The following is a 21348-nucleotide window of genomic DNA, read 5'->3' on the forward strand; positions in this document are numbered from 1 at the left end:
TCACATACGAGATGTTTAATTATTAATCAATTTAAAGTACCAAATAAATCTTTAAAGGTTGGGTCTGTGAATCTGTCATTTGAAGGAAGTTCAAAACATAGTGTATCATGTCTTATAATATAAAATAAACTTCCTTTTGGTTTTATAAGTCTATATGGAGGGCTGAAATCTTTTATTCCCTGTGACCTTATCTCCATATTCGTTTTACAATCTTTCCTCCATGCTGTGGAAATAGTATATTTATCATTCAGATAAACACCTCCTCTTGACACCCTAACTGTATTAACATAAATATCTATTTCACTATCCAAAATCACTTCTTCATACACAAAAGATGAGCCTCTCCACTTATATGCACTTATTCCGGCAAAAAGTATTATAATCAAAATAATGACAGAAAAAACTACTACACTTTTTTTACTTAAATGACCAATCATAATAATCTTACTTACTATTAAAAAATCCGGTGAAAAAATTCAACCGGATTTTTAATAATTATTTCAAATGCGTCATAAAATAATCAGCAATTTTCGCATTGAGGTGTATCCTGTCCATTCCCATCACATTATGTTCGTGCGTCGGATACAAGAAGTAATCAACCTGTTTGCCGGCTTTGATACAAGCCTCGATAAACTCCATACTGTGCTGTTGCACCACCACCGGGTCTTGTGCTCCGTGAATAATCAACAATCTGCCTTGCAGTTGGTCCACCTTGTTCAATGTTGAAGTCAGCTCGTAACCTTCCGGGTTTTCCTGCGGTGTATCCATATAGCGTTCGCCATACATGATTTCGTACCATTTCCAGTCAATAACCGGACCTCCGGCAACACCTACTTTAAAAGTTTCCGGATAATTCAATAACAAAGAAGTGGTCATAAATCCGCCAAACGACCAACCGGAAACACCGATTTTGTCAGCATCTACAAAAGATAAAGATTTCAGATAATCGATTCCTTTCATCTGGTCTTTCATCTCATTTTGCCCTAACTGACGATGGATAACCTGTTCAAAATCACGTCCGCGGTTAGCACTTCCTCTATTGTCAAGCGTGAACACTACAAAACCTTGCTGTGCCATGTAATAATCGAACAACGAAGCTCCACCCAGCCATGAGTTGGTTACCAATTGGGCATGAGGACCACCATACACATATACCAGCACCGGATATTTTTTGTTGGCATCAAAATCTTTCGGATAAATAATACGTCCGTTTAGGGTAGTTTTATTATCATCAGAAGTGATTTCCAACAATTCCATTTTAGGCAAGTTGATAGTTCCTTCATACGGATTTTTGGCTGACAACAATTGCGTTGCTTCGTGGTTTTTCACTTGTACCACTTCCAAAACGTTTGGTTGGTTAATGGTGCTGTATTGGTCAACAAAATAAGTTTTCGACGGATTAAGTACAAATTCATGTGTTCCTCCGTTCTGGTTTACTTTTTGCGTTTTGCCATTTTTCAGATTTACGGCATACAAAGCATTGTCCAAAGCACGGTTATCTGTACCCACATACCACAATTGGCCGTTATCTATACCGATAATATCTTTCACAACCACGTCTTGGTAACCTAATTTTTTGATTAATTTACCGTTGGTATCATACAAATGTGGTTGTCTGTAACCATCTACATCTGTGAAATACACAAATTGTTTATCATTATCCGGATTAAAATACAACGGGTGCTGAGGCTCGACATATTTATCCGAAGTTTCTTCCAGCAATGTTTTCACAAAAGCTCCCGTTTTGGCATCATACTGATTGATTTTCAGATGGTTTTGCTCGCGATTCAATACGCCGACAAAAACCGATTGTCCGTCCGGACTCCAAGTCACCATCGTCAAAAATTGCTCTTTGGGTTCGCCGGTTTGCAACTGAATAAATTTTTGACTGTTGATGTCATATATCTGAAGCGTTACTTCCTCACTTTTCATTCCTGCCATCGGGTATTTAATCGGTTTATTTTCAGCCACTCGCTGACCAAAATCAACCAGCGGATAATCGGAAACCATACTTTCGTCTTTGCGGTAAAACAGCAACTTATCATTCTGCGGACTGAACCACATTCCTTGTTTAATCCCAAATTCTTCCCGGTGCGTATAACCACTACCGTAAACGATTCCATGGTCAAAATCTGTTACTTCGGTAATCTTTCCTTTATTATCAACCAATCGAATAGCATTATCTTGTAAATATGCCAGATATTGTCTATTTTCACTTATTAAGGTTTCTTTACCTTCGAGCGAGTAAGTAAAAATATCCAGCACTTCTTTTTTGTCGAAATCGTAGAATACTTCGTAATTTTTCTCTTGAGTCTGAATCGGGAAACGAACCAAATGCTCATTTATCCATTCGTATTGATATGGAAAATAATACACCTGAGCTACAGGAAAATCGGTCACTTTCTTTTGCAACGCTTGTTGTAAATCGGTCAACGATAATAAAACAGACGGTTTGTAATCATCGGCCTGCGTACGTATCATCAGGTTGCGATACATCTCATCGATATGTGTAAAACTGTTGTCATTTTTCCATTGGATAAAGTTCATACTTTCGGGTGCAAAATTGCGGTATGCCCCAATAGTCGCCTCTTCAATGGTTAAATCTCTTTGAGCAAACCCCACTTGAGTCAGCAAAAAGAATATTCCTAAAATCACTTTTTTCATTACTGTATTTATTAAGTTAATTACATTCGCTCCGGTACTTCAATTCCGAGCAAAGCAAACGCTTTTTGAATAATTTGTCCGATTTTGTCTGATAATTGTACTCTGAACGCTTTTTTGCCGGCATCGGTTTCGCCCAATATGGATACGCTTTGGTAAAAAGAGTTGTATTCTTTGACCAAATCATAAGTATAATTGGCAATCACAGCCGGGCTAAACGTGTTTCCTGCCAGCTCAATCACAGCCGGAAATTCCAACATTTTTTTGATTAAATCTTTTTCTTTTGGCTCCAATTCGCCATTATAGATTTCTCTGCTGTAATCAAAGCCGGATTTTCTGAGGATAGACTGAATCCGGGCATAAGTATATTGGATAAAAGGCCCTGTATTTCCGTTAAAATCCACTGATTCTTTCGGGTCAAACAAGATACGTTTTTTCGGATCAACTTTCAGAATATAATATTTCAATGCCCCCATTCCGATTGTGCGGTAGAGCTTATTTTTCTCGTCCTCAGACATTCCGTCCAATTTGCCTAATTCTTCCGAAATCTCACGAGCTGTTTCGGTCATTTCATGCATCAAATCGTCAGCGTCAACCACCGTTCCTTCTCTGGATTTCATCTTTCCGGACGGCAAATCAACCATGCCATAAGACAAATGATGAAGGTGCTTAGCCCAGTCGTAACCCAGTTTTTGTAAAATCAAAAACAACACTTTGAAGTGGTAGTCCTGTTCATTGCCCACTGTGTAAACCATTCCGGTAATATCCTGATAATCTTTCACACGCTGAATCGCCGTTCCGATGTCCTGCGTGATATACACCGAAGTTCCGTCGGCACGAAGCACCAGTTTTTCGTCCAGACCTTCATCGGTTAAATCAATCCAAACCGAACCGTCGTCTTTTTTATAAAAAATGCCTTTATGCAGACCTTCTTCCACCACGTCCTTACCCAGCAAATAGGTATTACTTTCGTAATAATAACTGTCGAAATCGACCCCCAGATTGGCGTAGGTTTCTTCAAAACCGTCATATACCCATTGGTTCATTTTTTCCCAAAGAGCAACCACTTCTTTATCACCAGCTTCCCATTTTCGCAGCATTTCCTGGGCTTCAATCATCAATGGAGCTTGTTTTTTGGCTTCATCTTCAGTCATTCCGCCAGCAACAAGTTGTTCAATTTCTTTTTTATATTCCTTATCAAAAACCACATAGTAATTCCCAACCAACTTATCTCCTTTTAATCCAGTAGATTCGGGAGTTTCTCCGTTTCCGAATTTTTGCCACGCCAGCATGGATTTACAAATATGAATGCCACGGTCGTTGATAATCTGTGTTTTATATACTTTATTTCCGTTAGCTTTCAGGATTTCCGCCACCGAATAACCCAATAAATTATTTCGGATATGCCCCAAATGCAAAGGTTTGTTGGTGTTTGGCGAAGAATATTCCACCATCACAGCTTTTTCTTCCTCTGGACGATGATTGCCAAAACTTGCATTTTGATAGGCTTCTCTGAATATATCGGTAAAATATTCATCTGCAATCACAATGTTTAGAAAACCCTGCACTACGTTGAATTTCTCCACAATATCCACGTGCTGAACCAAATATTCGCCAATGGTGTTTCCGATTGCCACCGGATTACCTTTGATGATTTTCAGCAATGGAAAAACCACCATTGTGATGTCGCCTTCAAAATCTTTCCGTGTAGCTTGAAACTCTATTTTATCTATTTTCTGTTCAAAATTCGCCTCAACAGCTTCTTGTATTTTGGGTGTTAGTATGTCTTGTAACATCAATTTTCGGTTTTAATGTACAAATATAGTGCAGAGTTTTAAAATTGAGGTTATGCTTTTGACAAAAACAACAAACTCACCAAATAGTGAAAAAATAAAAAGGCAAAAGATGTGATTTCTTTTGCCTTTTTAAAGCTTGTTCATATTTCCAAAAACTATTTTTTATCCTGCATAGAAAATACAGATTTCATCAGGTCGGTGGTACGTGATGAAGCATTTTTTCTAATATTTAATTCTTCTTGTTCAATCATGGTATAAACACCGTTCAAAGCCTCCTGAGTGACATAATCTGTCAAATCCGGATTCACTTTCTTGACCATCGGAATATTGTTGTATTGCTTGATGATATTCGCCCAGATTTTATCGGCTCCCACTTTGCTAAATGAGTTTTCAATCACTGGATTAAACTTGCTGTATAAAGCCTTTGAAGTTGTTCTTTCCAGGTATTTTGTGGCGGCATTTTTATCTCCCATCAAAATATTGGTCGCGTCTGAAATCGTCATACTTTTAACCGCGTCCACAAAAATAGGAGTGGCTTCTTTCACTGCATTTTCAGCAGCTTTGTTTAACGCTTTGATACCTTCATCTGCCAAATTTCCTAACCCAACTGAGCGGAGTGTTTTTTCTACTTGCTGTAATTCAGCCGGCAACCCTATTTTAACCAGGCTATTATTGTAAAAACCATTGGTTTTTGTAAGTTTAGAAACCTGTTTATCAATCCCTTGATTCAAAGCCTGTTTAAGAGCCTGTGCGATTTGATTTTGCCCGATTTGTCCATTTTCGTTCAGTATCTCAGGCAATTGATTTGCCACTTGTTGCAACTCTGCACAGCCAGTAAATCCAAACAAAATAACTGCTGACAACGGATAAATGATTTTTTTCATAACATGTTTTATTTTAATGATTCGAAATATTGTTTTAAAATTTGATTATTCATTTTTGTTGGAGTAAAAACCTCCAGGATAGCTGGTTTCTCAGCATTCCAAAGCTTTTCCAAACCTTCGTTTAAGGAAGATTCGTTTTCAGCAAGATAATAGTCAAAATTAAACATTTTGGCAAGATATTCCGCCGAAAGCTGATGTTGAGTTTCAAAATATTGATTAAAATTCGGCTTTTCCTGATGACCGGGCAAAATACGGAATATGCCGCCGCCGCCATTGTTTATCAATATAATTTTAAAATTTTGTGGGATATAAGCATTCCACAAGGCGTTACTATCGTAGAAAAAGCTGATGTCGCCAGTCACCAACAAAGTCAGTTTAGGACTATGAACCGCCGCTCCGATTGCCGTACTGGTACTGCCGTCGATGCCGCTCGTACCACGATTGCAGAAAACCTCAGTGTTTTTCGGTGTTTCAAATAATTGTGCATAGCGGATTGCCGCACTATTACTAATTTCCAGGCGAATATTTGTCGGTAGATTTTTCCAGATTTTGGCATATACCAACCAATCGCTGTATGGAGCGTTTGCTAAAAAATGCTGATGTTGTATTTTTCGCTGTTCAACAACCTGCAAAACATTTTGCTGATAATCGCTTGATGTTACGACTTCCGACATTTGGGAAAAGAAAGTTTCTGCCGATGATTGGATTTCGTCCGAAAGCACACCAAATGTATCATAAGCCCGCAGTAAATCTACATGCCAATGTTCTTTAGGCGGATAATTTCTCAGAAAGCTTTTGATACGTTTTGACACCACCATTCCGCCAATAGTTACTAAAATATCAGGTTGCAAAGCTTTAAATTCCTGTTCATCAAAAGGCGTAATCAAGATATCGATATGGTTAACAAAATGTTCATCTCTTACATTGGAATTGATTTCTGTCATCACAACCACATTGGGTAACTGAGCTAGTTTCCGAATGGTATTTTCACTTAGCGAACCGGGTTCCTGTGAACCAATCAGTACTAATATTTTTTTTGCTTCCACCCATTTTTCCTGGTATTTTTTCCAATTTATATTTTCCATATCCGGATTAGAGAAGTCTATCAATTCGGGGGTATAATCCGGTGTTTCTACTGTATTATACAAAGGTTCTTCAAACGGAATATTAATATGAACCGGACCTTTTTGGATTTGCGATTCGTGAATAGCTTTTTGAATGAGCCGGTCATTTTCCGGGAAAGCATTTTCGGTAAGGTTAGCATTAAAAACCGTATGATTTGTCAGAACATTCTGTTGGCGGATAGTTTGTCCATCGCCAATGTCAATTTTCGCTAAAGGTCGGTCTGCGGAGCAAACAATCAACGGAATCTGGCTGTAAAAAGCCTCAGCAACCGCCGGATAATAATTGAGCACCGCCGAGCCTGATGTACAAAGCAATGCCACGGGTTGTTTAAGCTCACGAGCAATTCCTAAAGCGAAAAATCCGGCACAACGCTCGTCGGCAATGCTGTAACAACGGAAATATGCATCGGAAGAAAAACCGATGGTTAACGGGGCATTCCGTGAACCGGGCGATATAACGATATGCTGAATATGCTTGGCTTTGAAAAGCTGTAATACACTTTGTGCTAACGGAATTTCGGGAATTATCATTGGTAATATCTGAAATTTATTCAAAGATACAGAAAAGGTTATTTGATTTTTTTGCTTGTCGGTGGAAGATAAAAAAATCTTTGCGAGAAAACACAAAGACTTTTGCTATATCTATTTTACACTTATTGCTTAATCCAGTCAAGCACTTCTTTGTCATTAGGTAAAACTCTTGGACTGATTACTTTATCAATCGTTCCGTCTTCGTTGATGAGAAATTTCTGGAAATTCCATTCGATATCAAAATCACCAATACCGTTTTGAGATTTTTCGGTCAGATATTGATATAAAGGGTGTTTGTCTTTTCCTTTAACCACGATTTTTTCCATCATCGGAAAAGTCACACCGTAATTCAACTTACAAAATTCTGCAATTTCCTCATTACTTCCCGGGTCTTGCCCCATAAAGTCATTGGAAGGAAAACCTATAATGGTAAAATTTTGGTCTTTAAATTCTTTATACAATTGTTCAAGCTGTTCAAACTGTGGTGTGAGCCCGCATTTGGAGGCTGTGTTTACAATCATCACTTTTTTTCCTTTGAGGGAAGATAAATCAAATTCTTGTCCGGTAATATCATTGACTTTAAAATCGTAAATCGTTTTGTTATTTTCCATATTTGACAGTTCGTTTTTAGTTTGTTCATCAACGGTATAAACTTTTTTTCCGCCAAAACAAGCAAACATAAAAAGCGAACCGATTGACAGTAAAATATTTCTCATTAAAACTCGTTTCATTGTTTTTTTCTTTTATCCCAAAGTTACAAAAAAGCCCTCAATAATCTGAGGGCTTTGGTGTTATTTTTTATAATATCTCCTGTATTGAATGTAGGATATAATTCCCAGAACACCAACACAAGCCACCGATATATAGATGAACCCAGGTGTAACCATCTGGTCGCCTTTAGCGTAGGAATGCAAACCGCTCAGATAGAAATTTACTCCAAAATAGGTCATCAAAATCGCGTAGAAAGCAATAACGGAAAAGAAATTGTATATCCACGTTCCGCGTAAGGACGGAACTAATCGCATGTGAATAGCAAAGGCATACACCATAATTGAAATCAACGCCCAGGTTTCTTTAGGGTCCCAGCCCCAATAACGTCCCCAGCTTTCGTTTGCCCACTGTCCGCCAAGGAAGTTTCCGATTGTCAACAAGACCAGCCCTACGGTCAGAGCCATTTCGTTGATGTAGGTTAGTTCGCGGATATTCAGTTCCATTCGTTTTTTATTGGATTTGGACGTAAAAATCATCAGGAACAACGCTACAATTCCGAGTATCATTCCCAAAGCAAACGGCCCGTAGCTGGCAACAATAACCGCTACGTGAATCATAAGCCAGTAGGAGTCCAACACCGGTTCAAGGTTTCCGATAGACGGGTCGAAATGATGCATGTGTGCTACCCACAAAATAATCGCAGTGACAAATGCTGTCGAAGCAACTGTCAAACTCGATTTTCGTCCGAAAACAAACCCGAAAAGCATGGTTGCCCACCCAACATATATTACAGATTCATAAGCATTAGACCAAGGTGCGTGACCCGAAATATACCAACGCATAGCCAACCCGATTGTATGCAGAGCAAAACACACCACAACCAAAGAGGTCAGTAACTTATTGGTAATTCTCAGAAATTTATTGTTGTAAAAAATCTGGTAAATACAAACAGCAAACAATAACGCAGACACAGTCATATACCACATATACAATTTTTTGAATACGTCGTATTTGTTGTATAATATTTCATATTTGATATGCTGGTCGCTCGGCATAACTTCGGTACCAAATTTGTGCTGATAAGCATTAATCGACTCCAGCAATTCATCTGCTTTGCTGTAATCTTTGTCTTGGCTTTGCATAGCGGTAGTCAAAGATTGATAATACAACGGCAGAATATTTTTGATATAGACATAACCGGAGTCCTGCGGGGTAATCCCTGAACCTTCGAGTTCGATATCAGAAATCCATTTGTTGTTTTCATCATCGGGTACCGGAAAAATCTTCAGAATGGTTCCGGTCAGTGCCTGACTCATTAAATAAATCCGCTTATCGACTTCTTTAAAATCTTTCTGAAACTGATTTTTAACTGATGCCAAATCTGCCTCTCGCAATACTTCCAATAATTTATAATTACCTTCTGCATCGAAGAAATCCATAAAAGTCGCGTACTTAGCATCTGTCGGCAAACCGAGAATAGTTCTCAAACTATCGTTACCTCTTTTCAGGTTAATCATCGGTACATGGTGCCACAACATTGGATACTGCCGCATAGAAATAAAAACCTGATCGCCGTCCAAACCTTTAAACTTCTCTGTTTTAGCTACTTTTCTCAGCATTTCGGAAGTAAAAGTATTGAGCGGTTTCATTCGTCCGCCATAATCCTGAATAACCAATTGTCCGAAAGCATCTGCCTGTTTCTGAGGTATTTTAACAGCCTGAATCAATGAGTCGATTTGTTGTTCATTCGGCATCATATTGTGCTGATGCTGTGCCTGCAAACTTCCTGCGGATAAAAACGCAAACACCAATATCATCAGTGATGCTTTCTTCTGTCGCAGTTTTTTCAGCTTTTTACCTAATTCGCCAAAACGGGAGTTTTTGGTAAACAAAATAGCAAGCATAGCAAGGTACAAAAGTCCGTAACCGATATAGGTAATGGTTGTTCCCCAGAAATCGTGGTTAACGGATAGTACTGTTCCGGATTCGTCCGGAAAAAACGATGCCTGGAAAAACCGGTAGCCTTTGTAATCTAAAATATTGTTCATGTATATTCGGGCATCAAACTGTTCGTTTCCGTCAATAATTGTAACCTGACTTTCGTAGGATTTATAGCTGTTAGAACCTGGATATTTTTCTGCGATAAAGTCGTTGAGCTGTACTTTAAATGGTGTGGTATAAACTCTGGAACCGTAAAATAAAGTAAAATCCAATTCGCCTAATTTAAACGACTGCGGAACACCCATTTGTCCTTTTGACCCTGTGAGTGTAACGATTTGCTCCTCGCCTTGTGAAGTTACTTTAACCACCAAAGCATCTGCGGTTTGACCGTCTTTAAAATCGTTGTTTGATACGAGTTTCTTTTCCCCTTTTATCGGATAATCCATCACAAACTGAACGGGGCCTAAATGATACAACGAACGGAAATTCAAGGTATCTTTTTGATTAACCGGCACTTCTCCCTTAGCCTGAGTAGCCATAATGGTATATTCTCCACCAAAAGGTGACTCTACAAAATGCGTATCGCCATCGGTTGTAAAATTAATAGCTCCTTCAGTAGGTTGATTATAAGCATACTGCATATTATGAATCTGAGCAACCGTTCCTTCTTCAATAAAGTGCTCGTGGCGTTCGCCTTCAGAAGACTCCACCAGTTTAAGGAAACGTTTTCCGTTTTCTGTCGGGTAAATGGAATCTTGTGCTCCCATAATGAAATCGACATATTCTACCTTAAACGGAATTTGATTAAAATCCCCTTTTATCGTGAAATCGTTGGACGCAAATTTGCTTACCAAATTATCTTTACCAAGAGCAGCCGAAAAATAATGTTGCTGACTGAATGTGCGTCTTCTCATTTCTCCGTCCAAATCTCCATCAGCCCAAACGGTTACATAGGTGGCATCAGAGTAAATTTGTTCTGAAGTTTCGCCTTCAGGAATTCGCATCATACCTTCAAAGCTGATGTATCGGGTAATAAACGCTCCAACCATAATAAAAATAAAGGCTAAGTGTAACAACAACGTAGCCCATTTTTCTTTCTTGTATAATTTGTAACGCTGAATGTTCCCGATGAAATTGACCACAAACAGAAACATGATTACCTCAAACCATTTGGCGTTGTAAACGACCATACGGGCAGTATCGGTATTGTAATCATTTTCAATAAAAGTTCCGACTCCCATCGCAATGGCAAAAACGATGAATAATACAGCCATTAAACGGGTGGAAAACAAAAAGGAAAGTAATTTTTGCATGATATTTCGTAGTATTCTTATACAATCAACAAAAGTAGTAATTAAAATTACTGCTAAATAGATTTTAACGAATAATTAAAGACTTTCCTATAGACAGTAATCAAAAATATGATTTATTTTTGTCAGCACAATAATCAGATAATTTATCGCTATGCCAAAAATATCTCAAAAAGGGCTGAATATGCCCGAATCGCCTATCCGTAAGTTGGTTCCGTATGCTGATGCCGCCAAGAAAAACGGTGTAAAAGTTTACCATTTGAACATTGGTCAGCCCGACATTAAAACACCTGACCTGGCTTTGGAAGCTGTAAAAAATTCCGTTATCGAGGTACTCGAGTACAGCCATTCCGCTGGTTTTGAATCTTACCGACGTAAGTTAGCAAAATATTATCGCTCACACCAATTACCGGTAGAAATGGAAGATATTATCATTACCACAGGCGGTTCGGAAGCACTGCTTTTTGCCATAGGTAGCATATTAGACGAAGGCGACGAAATTATTATCCCTGAGCCTTTTTATGCCAATTATAACGGTTTTTCGACCTCGTCAGGTGCGAAAATCATTCCGGTTATGTCCAAATTTGAAGATAATTTTGCCCTGCCGCCAATCGAATCTTTCGAGGCTTTGATTACACCAAAAACCAAAGCTATTTTGATTTGTAATCCTGGTAATCCGACAGGATATTTGTATAGCGAAGAAGAAATCCAAAAGCTGGCACAATTGGTTAAAAAACACGATTTGTTCCTGATTGCTGACGAAGTGTATCGAGAATTCACTTACGACGGGCACAAACATTATTCGATATTGACCCAAACTGACATTGCTGAAAACGCTATCGTTATTGATTCCGTATCTAAAAGATACAGCATGTGCGGGGCAAGAATTGGTTGTGTGGTTTCCAAAAATCAGGAATTTATGGCAACCGTAATGAAATTTGCTCAGGCTCGTTTGTCTCCACCGACCTATGCACAAATTGCCTCCGAAGCAGCATTGGACACGCCACAAAGCTATTTCGACGAAGTTCAGGCTGAATATTTACAACGCAGAAATACCTTGGTAAATGCCCTGCAACAAATCGAAGGTGTAAAAGTTGCCAGCCCGAAAGGAGCCTTTTACTGCATTGCTCAACTACCTGTAGATGACGCAGAAGATTTCTCAAAATGGCTACTGGAATCGTTTCATTATGACGGCGAAACAGTAATGCTCGCACCTGCCGCCGGATTTTATTCTACCAAAGGAATGGGCAAAAACGAAGTTCGTCTGGCCTATGTAATCGAACAGCAGGATTTGTTGAAATCTGCAGAAATACTGAAAGAAGCATTGAAATTCTACAACAATTAATTAACTGATATATAATTGAATAGCGAGGCGAAAAGTCTCGCTATTTTTGTTTAATTTTCGGTAAACCTTGTAAAGTTATCGGTAAACCGATGATTCGTTTGAAAAAAGTATGACGATATTAGCGTAAATTTGCACTATATAATTTTTATGTTATGGTAAAAGATTTATTCGACAGAATACAAAAAAATAAAGGCCCTTTAGGGAAATGGGCATCACAAGCCGAAGGCTACTATGTTTTTCCGAAACTGGAAGGGAAATTAGGTCCACACATGAAATTTCAAGGCAAAGATGTGTTAAACTGGTCATTGAATGATTATTTAGGATTGGCGACGCACCCCGAGGTTTTAAAAGCCGATGCCGATGCAGCTGCTGAATACGGTGCAGCCTACCCGATGGGAGCAAGAATGATGTCCGGACATACAGATTATCATGAGCAACTACAAAGAGAACTGGCTCAGTTTGTCAGCAAAGAAGCCGCTTATTTATTAAACTTTGGTTATCAGGGAATGGTATCAATCATCGATGCTCTGGTTACCAAAAATGATGTTATCGTTTACGATGTAGATTCTCACGCTTGTATCATTGACGGTGTTCGGCTACACATGGGGAAACGATTTACCTATCAGCATAATGATGTTGAAAGCTTAGAAAAAAACTTAGAAAGAGCGGTAAAAATCGCCAATGAACAAAACGGCGGTATTCTGGTAATTACCGAAGGTGTTTTCGGAATGCGGGGACAACAGGGAAAACTTAGAGAAATCGTTGCACTCAAAGAAAAATACAATTTCAGACTATTGGTCGATGATGCTCACGGATTCGGAACACTCGGAAAAACAGGTGCCGGTGCCGGCGAAGAGCAAGGCTGCCAGGACGATATTGATGTGTATTTCTCTACTTTTGCCAAATCTATGGCGGGTATCGGAGCATTCGTAGCGGGTGACAATGATCTTATCAGCTTTCTGCAATACAATCTGCGTTCACAAATGTTTGCCAAATCATTGCCGATGATTTATACTTTAGGCGGACTGAAACGTTTGGAGTTATTAAGAAACCACCCGGAGCTGAAAGAAAAATTATGGGCAAACGTAAACAAAATCCAAAACGGACTGAGAGAAAAAGGATTTAACATTGGCGACACCAATACTTGTGTAACGCCGGTTTACCTCGAAGGTTCGATTCCGGAGGCAATGGTTATGGTTAACGATTTACGAGAAAATTATGGTATTTTCTTGTCTATTGTAGTATATCCAGTAATTCCGAAAGGTTTGATTTTGTTGAGAGTTATCCCGACAGCATCACATACTTTTGAAGATATTGACGAGACTTTAACTGCTTTTGAGGCTATCCGTACTAAACTACAAGACGGAACCTACAAAAAAATGGCAGAAAGCATCAGCGAAACTTCTGAGGCTTAATCGATTAAACTTATACCAAATAAAAAAAAGAGTTGCTCTGAAAAGTAACTCTTTTTTTATTTTATTTCCACAAAGGGGTTACTCAAAACTCTGCATAGCAACTAATTTGGAATACATTCCGTTTTTGGCTATTAGTTCATCGTGCGTACCTTGTTCTATGATTTCGCCTTTTTGCATTACTACAATAGTATCCGCTTTCTGAATGGTTGAAAGTCGGTGTGCAATCACAACCGAAGTTCGGTTTTGCATCATATTTTCGAGTGCTTGTTGCACCAATCTTTCACTTTCGGTATCCAAAGCGGAAGTTGCCTCGTCCAAAATCATAATCGGCGGATTTTTCAACACAGCTCTTGCAATCGAAAGCCTTTGTTTTTGTCCGCCCGAGAGCTTGTTTCCGCTATCTCCAATATTGGTTTCGATTCCGTTGGGCAGGTCTTTAACAAATTCATATGCGTTAGCAACTTTCAGAGCATCAATGATTTCGTCGTCTGTTGCGTTTTCCTTTCCGAGTAAAAGGTTGTTTTTAATGGTATCGTTAAACAAAATACTGTCTTGTGTGACCAATCCCATCAATCCTCTCAAACTTTGTAAGTTGAAATCCTTAACGTCAATTCCGTCAATTTTGATACTTCCGTTTTGCACATCATAAAAACGGGTTAGTAAATTCGCAATTGTACTCTTTCCACTGCCCGACTGCCCAACCAAAGCCACCGTTTTTCCTTTTGGGACTTCCAAAGAAAAATCTTTTAACACAGGTTCGTTTTCATATGAAAAAGTAATATTTTCAACAGAAATACTATGGGTAAAATCAGTTTTTCCAATAGCATCTTGTTTGCTTGTAATCGGGTTTTCAGTTTCCAAAACTTCCAAAACACGTTCTGCCGCTGCATCACCTTTTTTAACCGAATACGATGCTTTGGAAATCGCTTTGGCTGGAGTTAAAATATTGTAAGCCATGCCGATATAAGCAATAAAAGCTCCTGCAAGAAGTTTGCCGTCAAACACTAATTTTCCTCCGTAAATAAGCAAAACAGCAATGGTCACGATTCCTAGAAATTCACTCAATGGCGAGGATAGATTTTGTCTATTCAGAATCCGATTGTTCAATTTGAAAAAGCGTTGTGTTGAATCCTGAAATCTTTTTTCAAAGTTTTTTTCTGCATTAAATCCTTTGATTACTTTCAGTCCTCCGAGTGTTTCATCAATAATTGAAAGGAAAAACCCTTGTTCTCTTGCCGCCTTGTCTGAATTTTTCTTCAACGATTTCCCTACTTTGGAAATGATAAATCCCGAAATCGGAATAAAAACAAACACAAACAAAGTCAATTCGTAACTAATTGAAAACATTACGATTATCGTAAATAAAATCGTTAAAGGTTCTCGTACAATCAATTCTAAAATTGATAAAAATGAATGCTGAATTTCCAATACATCAGAGGTCATTCTTGAAATCATATCGCCTTTTCGTTTTTCTGAAAAATATGATAATGGCAATTCAACAGATTTTTTATATAAAGCATTTCTGATGTCTTTTAATATTCCGTTTCGCAAAAATGTAATGAAATACATTGCCCAATAATTGAACATATTTTTTAGCAGAAACAAAGAGATTATCCCGATAATCATTACATTTAACGTGTATTGCGTTCCACTCGTGTCGGAAGTAGTCGTAATATAATAATTCATATAATCGAGTAGGTAATCTTTTATCTCGAAAACTCCGTTGTATTGTGGTTTTTCATAAATTTTTTCTTCGTCCCCAAACATTACCGTAAGCATCGGAATTAATGCCACAAACGACAATGCACTGAACAAAGCGTACAGTACATTGAAAAATATATTCAAATACATATATTTTTTGTACGGCTTGGCAAAACGGAATATTTTTTTAAAGTATTGGCTAATCATAATTCTTTAATTTCTCAAAAGAAGAAATTTTTTAGTTAGTTATTATTATAAGTTTATCAAAGCATACCGCAATCCGATTCCGACGACGATAGCAATGGCAAAGCTAATCAATGTTCCTGATAGTATATATTCTGTGAGTTTTCTGTCTTTTGCATTGGTCAGGTCGCCGAAACGAAAAATGGATTTCGCCGCGAGCAAATACCCTATTCCTTCCAAAAAACCAATGTTTATAAACAAAACTATGAGTAATCGCTCTGTAATTCCGATGACGTTTCCTGCATTTTTGAGCGATTCTTTTTTACGTGTTTTTTTTCTGAAAGATTCGCTCCACTTTCTGAAAAACAGTTTCATGGCAATGGAAGTAACCGACGTGATCAAAAGCAATGCTATTACACAAAACAGTAATTTTTCAACAGGAATATTCAAAAAAAATGATATGTCTAAAAACGAGTAAAATACGATTGTCGCTAATACAAAAAGATGCAATAGCTGGTCTGTTATAAACAATCCTAACGGACTGAAACGGTTTGTCCGCTCTACATATATTTTACCCAAATCAATCAAAAAATGTGATACGGTAATCAATACGATATATCCGAAAACTGCTTGCAATTCGGTAATGAAAAACAATATCAAAAGCAAAAAATGTACGGTTATATGTCCATACAAATATTTGGATTTATATCCGTTCTTACTTCGGTCTTCTACCCATTTTTTAGGTTGAAGAACGAAATCGCCTACAAGATGAGCCAACAATATTTTAAGAATAAATAACCCCATCGTCATTGATTATGTATTGACAAAATTCTGTTGCTCTGAGCACTTCTTCAAAACCGGCTTTATTCAGTTCACGACTGATTTGACTTTGCTTTTTATTCATTTTTCCGGCTAATTCGGTTTGAGTCAAATCAGGAAAATCCAAAGCAAAACGAACAGTTTTCGATACGTTGGTATTCCATTTATCCATAATAACCATCAACAAATCAAAAATCAGATTTATTTGCTGGTCGGTTTTTTCTGAACGGGTTTTAATCGAGAAAGTCCTTTTTTTGAGTTCTTCAAATGCTTCTCCCGAAAACACAAACGCCTCTCCGTTTGATTCTTTGATAGTGGCTGTCGAAAAGTTTTTTTCTCCGATTCCTACTCCGATTCGCAAGTCTAAAGACTCGATTGTTTTAAGAGTTGTTTTGAGGTATATAGCTGTTTTGATAACATTTTCGGGAGCGACTTCCAGCTGAAAACTATCTCCTCTGAAAATTTCCCAGTCTTTTTCTTTATCGCCGAATTTACTCAATACCGATTCCAGAACAGGTAACCACTCCCGGGTAGCTACCGTTCTCGAATTGATAATATCTCCTGTTATAATCGCAATCATTGTTATTTACAAAATACAAATATAGCAAAATTTAGTTATAAACAAAAATATAACCAAAAGTAGTTATAAATTAAATTATGATTAAATTTAGTTATAAAAAATCATAGCTTCATATCCTCAATAATCCTTTGGATTTTTTCGTCTAAATATTGCTCGGTTTCTTTGACTTTTTCAATACTTTCCAAAGGCTCGTTTACACTAAAATAGAATTTGATTTTAGGCTCTGTTCCACTTGGTCTTGCACAAATTTTACTTCCGTCTTCCAAATAATAAATAAGCACATTCGACTTCGGAATTGAAATAGGATATTCTGCTCCGTTCATCAAATCTTTGGCAACAGAAGACTGATAGTCTTCAATCATCACTACTCGTTCTCCAGCAATTTCCGAAAGCGGACTTTCACGTAAATCAATCATCATTTGTTTGATTTGGTTGGCCCCATCAATCCCTTTTTTGGTAATTGAGATTAATCGCTCCTTATAAAATCCGTAGTCGATATAAAGGTTCAGTAGTTCTCTGTAGAGCGAACTCCCTGCCTCTTTTGCCTGACTGGCAATTTCGCAAACCAAAAGCGTAGCTCCGATAGCATCTTTATCACGCACTGCATCTCCAATCATAAAACCGAAACTTTCTTCTCCGCCTCCGATAAACGTCTGATTTGGGAAATCTCGGATAAACTTGGCAATCCATTTGAAACCCGTAAGTCCAACTTTGCATTCCACTCCGTAACCCTCAGCCAAATCAAGCATCATCGGCGTCGAAACAATCGTTGACCCGATAAATTCTTTTCCTGAAATTTTTCCTGCTCTTTTCCATTGTTCCAGCAAGAAAGCAGTCATAATTACCATGGTCTGATTTCCGTTGAGTAAAATCATTTTTCCGCCCAAATCACGAACTGCAATTCCCAATCTGTCTGAGTCGGGGTCTGTTCCGATAACGATATCAGCATTAATTTTATCCGCTAATTCCAAAGCCATTGTCAGAGCTTCGGGCTCTTCGGGATTTGGCGATTTTACCGTAGGAAAATCTCCATTCGGCTCTGCCTGTTCCGTAACGATATTCACATCAGAATACCCAGCTTTTTCCAAAACAGTCGGAATCAACTTAATCGAAGTCCCGTGAAGTGACGTATAAACGATTTTTAAATTTCGTTTGGCATTTTCAGATGTTCCAAAGCTGGCATTTTCAACCGTCGATTTTACAAATGCTTCGTCAATCTCAAAATCTATATACTGAATTAATTTTTCATCGGAATTAAATTTAATTTCTTCGTAAGACAAATTCTCAATTACTTTAATAATTTCTCCATCTTGAGGAGGAACAAGTTGACCTCCGTCATTCCAATATACTTTATATCCGTTGTATTCAGGAGGATTGTGTGAAGCAGTCAAAACAATTCCTGCCTGACAATTCAAATGTCTTACAGCAAAAGATAATTCAGGTGTTGGTCTTAAATCCGAAAATAAAAAAACCTTAATTCTGTTAGCCGAAAAAACATCTGCCACCACTTTTGCCAAAGTATTGCTGTTATGTCTGCAATCATAGGCAATCGCCACTTTCAATTCTTCGTTCGGAAAAGTTTTTTTCAGATAATCCGAAAGTCCCTGCGTGTTTTTTCCGAGAGTATATTGATTGATTCGGTTGGTTCCAACTCCCATAACACCTCTCATTCCTCCTGTTCCGAATTCCAAATCTTTATAAAAAGCATCTTCCAATCCTACAACATCTGTGGTCATTAACTGCTCAACTTTCTTACGGGTTTCAGCATCAAAAGGCGGCTGTGTCCATTGATTGACTTTATCTAATATATTTTGTGGTATGTGCATTTTGTTTGTTTTTTTGTTTTGTGACGATGTGAACAAGTGACGATATAACACTGTCACTTGTTCACTCCGTCACCTCTATAACTTTATAACGTTTACCTTTTTTGTTTCTATTGAGAATTTCGGCGATAAACCCCGCCAAAAACAATTGTGTACCAATAATCATGGTGGTTAAAGCGATGTAAAACCAAGGATTGTCGGTAACCAAAATAGTAGGCTGGTGCATATATAATTTATACAATTTCAGTCCGCCGATATATAAAGCTGAACAAAACCCGATAAAAAACATGACTACGCCCCAAAAACCGAAAAAGTGCATCGGGCGTTTGCTGAATCTGGACAGAAACCACAATGTTATCAAATCGAGAAAGCCATTGATAAAACGACTTACGCCAAACTTCGATTGTCCATATTTTCGGGCTTGGTGCTTCACAACTTTTTCCGTAATATGGTTAAACCCCTCATTCTTTGCCAACACTGGAATATAGCGGTGCATTTCACCATATACGTCAATTGATTTAACTACTTTATGGTTATAGGCTTTGAGTCCGCAATTAAAATCATGTAGTGTGAGCCCGGACGTTTTTCGTGCTGCACAGTTAAATAGTTTTGACGGAAGGTTTTTAGACAAAACTGAGTCGTATCGCTTTTTTTTCCAACCCGAAACCAAATCGTAATTTTGGTTTACAATCATATCGTAAAGCTCGGGGATTTCATCGGGGCTGTCTTGCAAATCTGCGTCCATCGTGATAACAACATTGCCTTTTGCACTTTTAAAACCGATATTCAATGCCTGTGATTTACCGTAATTTTTGGCAAACCGAATTCCTTTTACTTCATCATATTGATTATTAAGCTGCTTAATAATCTGCCATGAATCATCAGTGCTGCCGTCATCTATAAAAATAATTTCATATGAATAACCATTTTCCTGCATCACTTTTTCAATCCAGGCATGCAGTTCAGGCAATGATTCTGATTCGTTGAGAAGTGGTATAACGATAGATATATCCATAATTATCTGGATAAATTTTCATTAACTTCAGCACGGTTTTTCATCGGTTCAGATTGATTTTTGAACAGCACGGCCGCTAAAAATCCCGGAACACAAAGCATTAAAATCCTTGTTCCTGCTGACATCAACATCTTACCGATGCTATACGGATTCGCTCGTGTGACCATTTCCAGTGATTGTTCGGCTTGTTCAGGCGACATTTCAAAATTTATTGCCTGTTGTTTACTGAGTTCAATCATTTCCAAATGGATTTTGTTTCCTGTTTCGGTATCAATCAATCCGTATAAAACATATAAAAATAACGTACTTCCCAAAACACCAATAATAACGGTCAAGAAATAAGGAATAAAAGCATTTTTGAAAGTTATCAAACCACCTAATCTTTTCTTTGTCAGATAAGAAGCGGTAAAACCAAAAATTATACAAAAGAAAATCAGTATGAAACCGGTAATTACCGAAGTCATATATCTATAATCCGAAATATATACGAATAAATAAAACAAAATCAAGATAATAGCTAATGTACTTCCAATCTGTAATCCTGTTTTTTTAACGTGTGTATCCATTTTGCAAAAGCATTAATATTGTCAATTGGCTAAATTACTAAAATTAGCCTTTTTGGCGATGTTTTTAGTAAATTATTAATGCTGTGCAGAATTTATTCCACAATGCGTTTGATAACACGAAGTTTGTGCGTGTGTCTTCCGGTATCGACATTTAATATACCGAGGTGGTCGATGCGGTCAATGCGGACTTTTCCGTGAGCGTGAATGATGTAATTATCTTTCATCATTATTCCGACGTGAATGATTTTACCTTCGTCATTATCGAAAAATGCTAAATCGCCCGGCTCACTTTCTTCAATAAAGCTCAGATTTTCGCCCAAACCCGCTTGCTGATAAGCATCGCGCGGAATTTGATATCCGTTAAGTTTATACACCATTTGCGAAAAACCGGAACAATCAATCCCGAAGGGTGTTTTTCCGCCCCAAAGATAAGGTGCATTCAAAAACATAAATGCTGTGTTGATTAAGTTTTCCTTCGGTTGTTGTCCAGTAATAACCTTGCCTTCAAAAATATAATTATCTTTATTTACTTCGGGAACAGACAAAAAAGTCAGCTCTGCCCCAATCGGAATGGTGGTCAATACATGAGCATCGTTGGTAAGATGTTCTATCAAATCGCCGTTGAGCAATTGATTTCTGTTTTGTATAGCCGAAAAACACTCCGGTTCAATTGAATTAATCTGTTTACTATCTATCCAACCTTCGTAAGAATCATTTTGTAAAATAACTTTACTCCAAGCTCCTTTCACGTCGGTTATTTTCATCGTTTCGCCAAAAAGCACCTGAGAAACCATTTCGCTACGGTCGGTAGGTTCGGCTCTCAACGGTACAATAGACAGGTTACAGATTGCGTACATTTTTTAGAAAATAGGGAATAGAATATAAGAAATTCTGGATTTTATCATGATTTATCCAAACTCTTTTTTTACGATAGAAAAAGAGG

Annotated in this window: 16 protein-coding genes; 2 read left to right on the forward strand and 14 right to left on the reverse strand. The window is 37.9% G+C overall.

Features of this window, described 5'->3' with window-relative positions:
• Positions 1 to 26: 26 nt before the first annotated feature.
• From CDL10_RS05085 to ccsA, 7 genes are all read right to left on the reverse strand, one after another.
• Positions 27 to 437, reverse strand: a complete 411-nt coding sequence (locus tag CDL10_RS05085) for a hypothetical protein (RefSeq protein ID WP_100677538.1) — start codon at positions 435 to 437, stop codon at positions 27 to 29.
• A gap of 58 nt (positions 438 to 495) precedes the next feature.
• Positions 496 to 2664 carry a S9 family peptidase gene (locus CDL10_RS05090; protein ID WP_100677539.1) on the reverse strand — a complete coding sequence of 723 codons (2169 nt, stop codon included), beginning with the start codon at positions 2662 to 2664 and terminating at the stop codon, positions 496 to 498.
• A gap of 20 nt (positions 2665 to 2684) precedes the next feature.
• Positions 2685 to 4460, reverse strand: a complete 1776-nt coding sequence (argS, locus tag CDL10_RS05095) for an arginine--tRNA ligase (protein WP_100677540.1) — start codon at positions 4458 to 4460, stop codon at positions 2685 to 2687.
• Positions 4461 to 4612: 152 nt separating this feature from the next.
• On the reverse strand, positions 4613 to 5341 hold the full coding sequence (locus CDL10_RS05100) for a DUF4197 domain-containing protein (protein ID WP_100677541.1): 729 nt from the start codon (positions 5339 to 5341) through the stop codon (positions 4613 to 4615).
• A gap of 8 nt (positions 5342 to 5349) precedes the next feature.
• Positions 5350 to 6996, reverse strand: coding sequence for a 2-succinyl-5-enolpyruvyl-6-hydroxy-3-cyclohexene-1-carboxylic-acid synthase (gene menD, locus CDL10_RS05105; RefSeq protein ID WP_100677542.1), 1647 nt, complete (start codon positions 6994 to 6996; stop codon positions 5350 to 5352).
• 122 nt (positions 6997 to 7118) lie between these two features.
• Positions 7119 to 7676: a glutathione peroxidase gene (locus tag CDL10_RS05110; protein WP_394363835.1), complete on the reverse strand. Its 558-nt coding sequence runs from the start codon at positions 7674 to 7676 to the stop codon at positions 7119 to 7121.
• 111 nt (positions 7677 to 7787) lie between these two features.
• Positions 7788 to 10964 (reverse strand): cytochrome c biogenesis protein CcsA, encoded by a 3177-nt coding sequence (gene ccsA / locus CDL10_RS05115; protein WP_100677544.1) that lies wholly within the window; start codon positions 10962 to 10964, stop codon positions 7788 to 7790.
• A 148-nt stretch (positions 10965 to 11112) separates the two neighbouring features.
• On the opposite strand from ccsA, the gene CDL10_RS05120 reads away from it, so the two are divergent.
• On the forward strand, positions 11113 to 12303 hold the full coding sequence (locus CDL10_RS05120) for a pyridoxal phosphate-dependent aminotransferase (protein ID WP_100677545.1): 1191 nt from the start codon (positions 11113 to 11115) through the stop codon (positions 12301 to 12303).
• A 152-nt stretch (positions 12304 to 12455) separates the two neighbouring features.
• Complete coding sequence (locus CDL10_RS05125; protein WP_100677546.1) at positions 12456 to 13718, forward strand: aminotransferase class I/II-fold pyridoxal phosphate-dependent enzyme; 1263 nt, start codon at positions 12456 to 12458, stop codon at positions 13716 to 13718.
• Positions 13719 to 13796: 78 nt separating this feature from the next.
• Here CDL10_RS05125 and CDL10_RS05130 read toward each other — a convergent pair whose 3' ends face one another.
• The 7 genes from CDL10_RS05130 to CDL10_RS05160 form a co-directional block, all read right to left on the reverse strand.
• The gene (locus CDL10_RS05130) at positions 13797 to 15626 is read right to left on the reverse strand and encodes an ABC transporter ATP-binding protein (RefSeq protein ID WP_165772986.1); all 1830 of its coding nucleotides are present in this window, start codon (positions 15624 to 15626) and stop codon (positions 13797 to 13799) included.
• A 45-nt stretch (positions 15627 to 15671) separates the two neighbouring features.
• Positions 15672 to 16412, reverse strand: a complete 741-nt coding sequence (locus tag CDL10_RS05135; RefSeq protein ID WP_207760138.1) for a DUF3307 domain-containing protein — start codon at positions 16410 to 16412, stop codon at positions 15672 to 15674.
• The gene (locus CDL10_RS05140; protein WP_100677548.1) at positions 16387 to 17001 is read right to left on the reverse strand and encodes a transcriptional regulator; all 615 of its coding nucleotides are present in this window, start codon (positions 16999 to 17001) and stop codon (positions 16387 to 16389) included. The genes CDL10_RS05135 and CDL10_RS05140 overlap by 26 nt, the downstream gene beginning before the upstream one ends.
• A gap of 101 nt (positions 17002 to 17102) precedes the next feature.
• Positions 17103 to 18827: a phospho-sugar mutase gene (locus tag CDL10_RS05145; protein ID WP_100677549.1), complete on the reverse strand. Its 1725-nt coding sequence runs from the start codon at positions 18825 to 18827 to the stop codon at positions 17103 to 17105.
• Positions 18828 to 18888: 61 nt separating this feature from the next.
• Positions 18889 to 19839 (reverse strand): glycosyltransferase family 2 protein, encoded by a 951-nt coding sequence (locus CDL10_RS05150; RefSeq protein WP_100677550.1) that lies wholly within the window; start codon positions 19837 to 19839, stop codon positions 18889 to 18891.
• 2 nt (positions 19840 to 19841) lie between these two features.
• Positions 19842 to 20405: a DUF4199 domain-containing protein gene (locus CDL10_RS05155; RefSeq protein ID WP_100677551.1), complete on the reverse strand. Its 564-nt coding sequence runs from the start codon at positions 20403 to 20405 to the stop codon at positions 19842 to 19844.
• A gap of 92 nt (positions 20406 to 20497) precedes the next feature.
• Positions 20498 to 21262, reverse strand: a complete 765-nt coding sequence (locus CDL10_RS05160) for a C40 family peptidase (protein ID WP_100677552.1) — start codon at positions 21260 to 21262, stop codon at positions 20498 to 20500.
• Between the last annotated feature and the right edge of the window lie 86 nt (positions 21263 to 21348).

The sequence above is a fragment of the Avrilella dinanensis genome (genome assembly GCF_002807015.1).
GTDB lineage: Bacteria > Bacteroidota > Bacteroidia > Flavobacteriales > Flavobacteriaceae > Flavobacterium > Flavobacterium dinanensis.

Bases quoted from the DNA above. Each gene is read 5' to 3' on its own strand.
- CDL10_RS05085 (WP_100677538.1), bottom strand. From the start codon at position 437: ATGATTGGTCATTTAAGTAAAAAAAGTGTAGTAGTTTTTTCTGTCATT.
- CDL10_RS05090 (WP_100677539.1), bottom strand. From the start codon at position 2,664: ATGAAAAAAGTGATTTTAGGAATATTCTTTTTGCTGACTCAAGTGGGG.
- CDL10_RS05100 (WP_100677541.1), bottom strand. From the start codon at position 5,341: ATGAAAAAAATCATTTATCCGTTGTCAGCAGTTATTTTGTTTGGATTT.
- menD (WP_100677542.1), bottom strand. From the start codon at position 6,996: ATGATAATTCCCGAAATTCCGTTAGCACAAAGTGTATTACAGCTTTTC.
- CDL10_RS05110 (WP_394363835.1), bottom strand. From the start codon at position 7,676: ATGTTTGCTTGTTTTGGCGGAAAAAAAGTTTATACCGTTGATGAACAA.
- CDL10_RS05120 (WP_100677545.1), top strand. From the start codon at position 11,113: ATGCCAAAAATATCTCAAAAAGGGCTGAATATGCCCGAATCGCCTATC.
- CDL10_RS05125 (WP_100677546.1), top strand. From the start codon at position 12,456: ATGGTAAAAGATTTATTCGACAGAATACAAAAAAATAAAGGCCCTTTA.
- CDL10_RS05130 (WP_165772986.1), bottom strand. From the start codon at position 15,626: ATGATTAGCCAATACTTTAAAAAAATATTCCGTTTTGCCAAGCCGTAC.
- CDL10_RS05135 (WP_207760138.1), bottom strand. From the start codon at position 16,412: ATGACGATGGGGTTATTTATTCTTAAAATATTGTTGGCTCATCTTGTA.
- CDL10_RS05140 (WP_100677548.1), bottom strand. From the start codon at position 17,001: ATGATTGCGATTATAACAGGAGATATTATCAATTCGAGAACGGTAGCT.
- CDL10_RS05145 (WP_100677549.1), bottom strand. From the start codon at position 18,827: ATGCACATACCACAAAATATATTAGATAAAGTCAATCAATGGACACAG.
- CDL10_RS05150 (WP_100677550.1), bottom strand. From the start codon at position 19,839: ATGGATATATCTATCGTTATACCACTTCTCAACGAATCAGAATCATTG.
- CDL10_RS05155 (WP_100677551.1), bottom strand. From the start codon at position 20,405: ATGGATACACACGTTAAAAAAACAGGATTACAGATTGGAAGTACATTA.
- CDL10_RS05160 (WP_100677552.1), bottom strand. From the start codon at position 21,262: ATGTACGCAATCTGTAACCTGTCTATTGTACCGTTGAGAGCCGAACCT.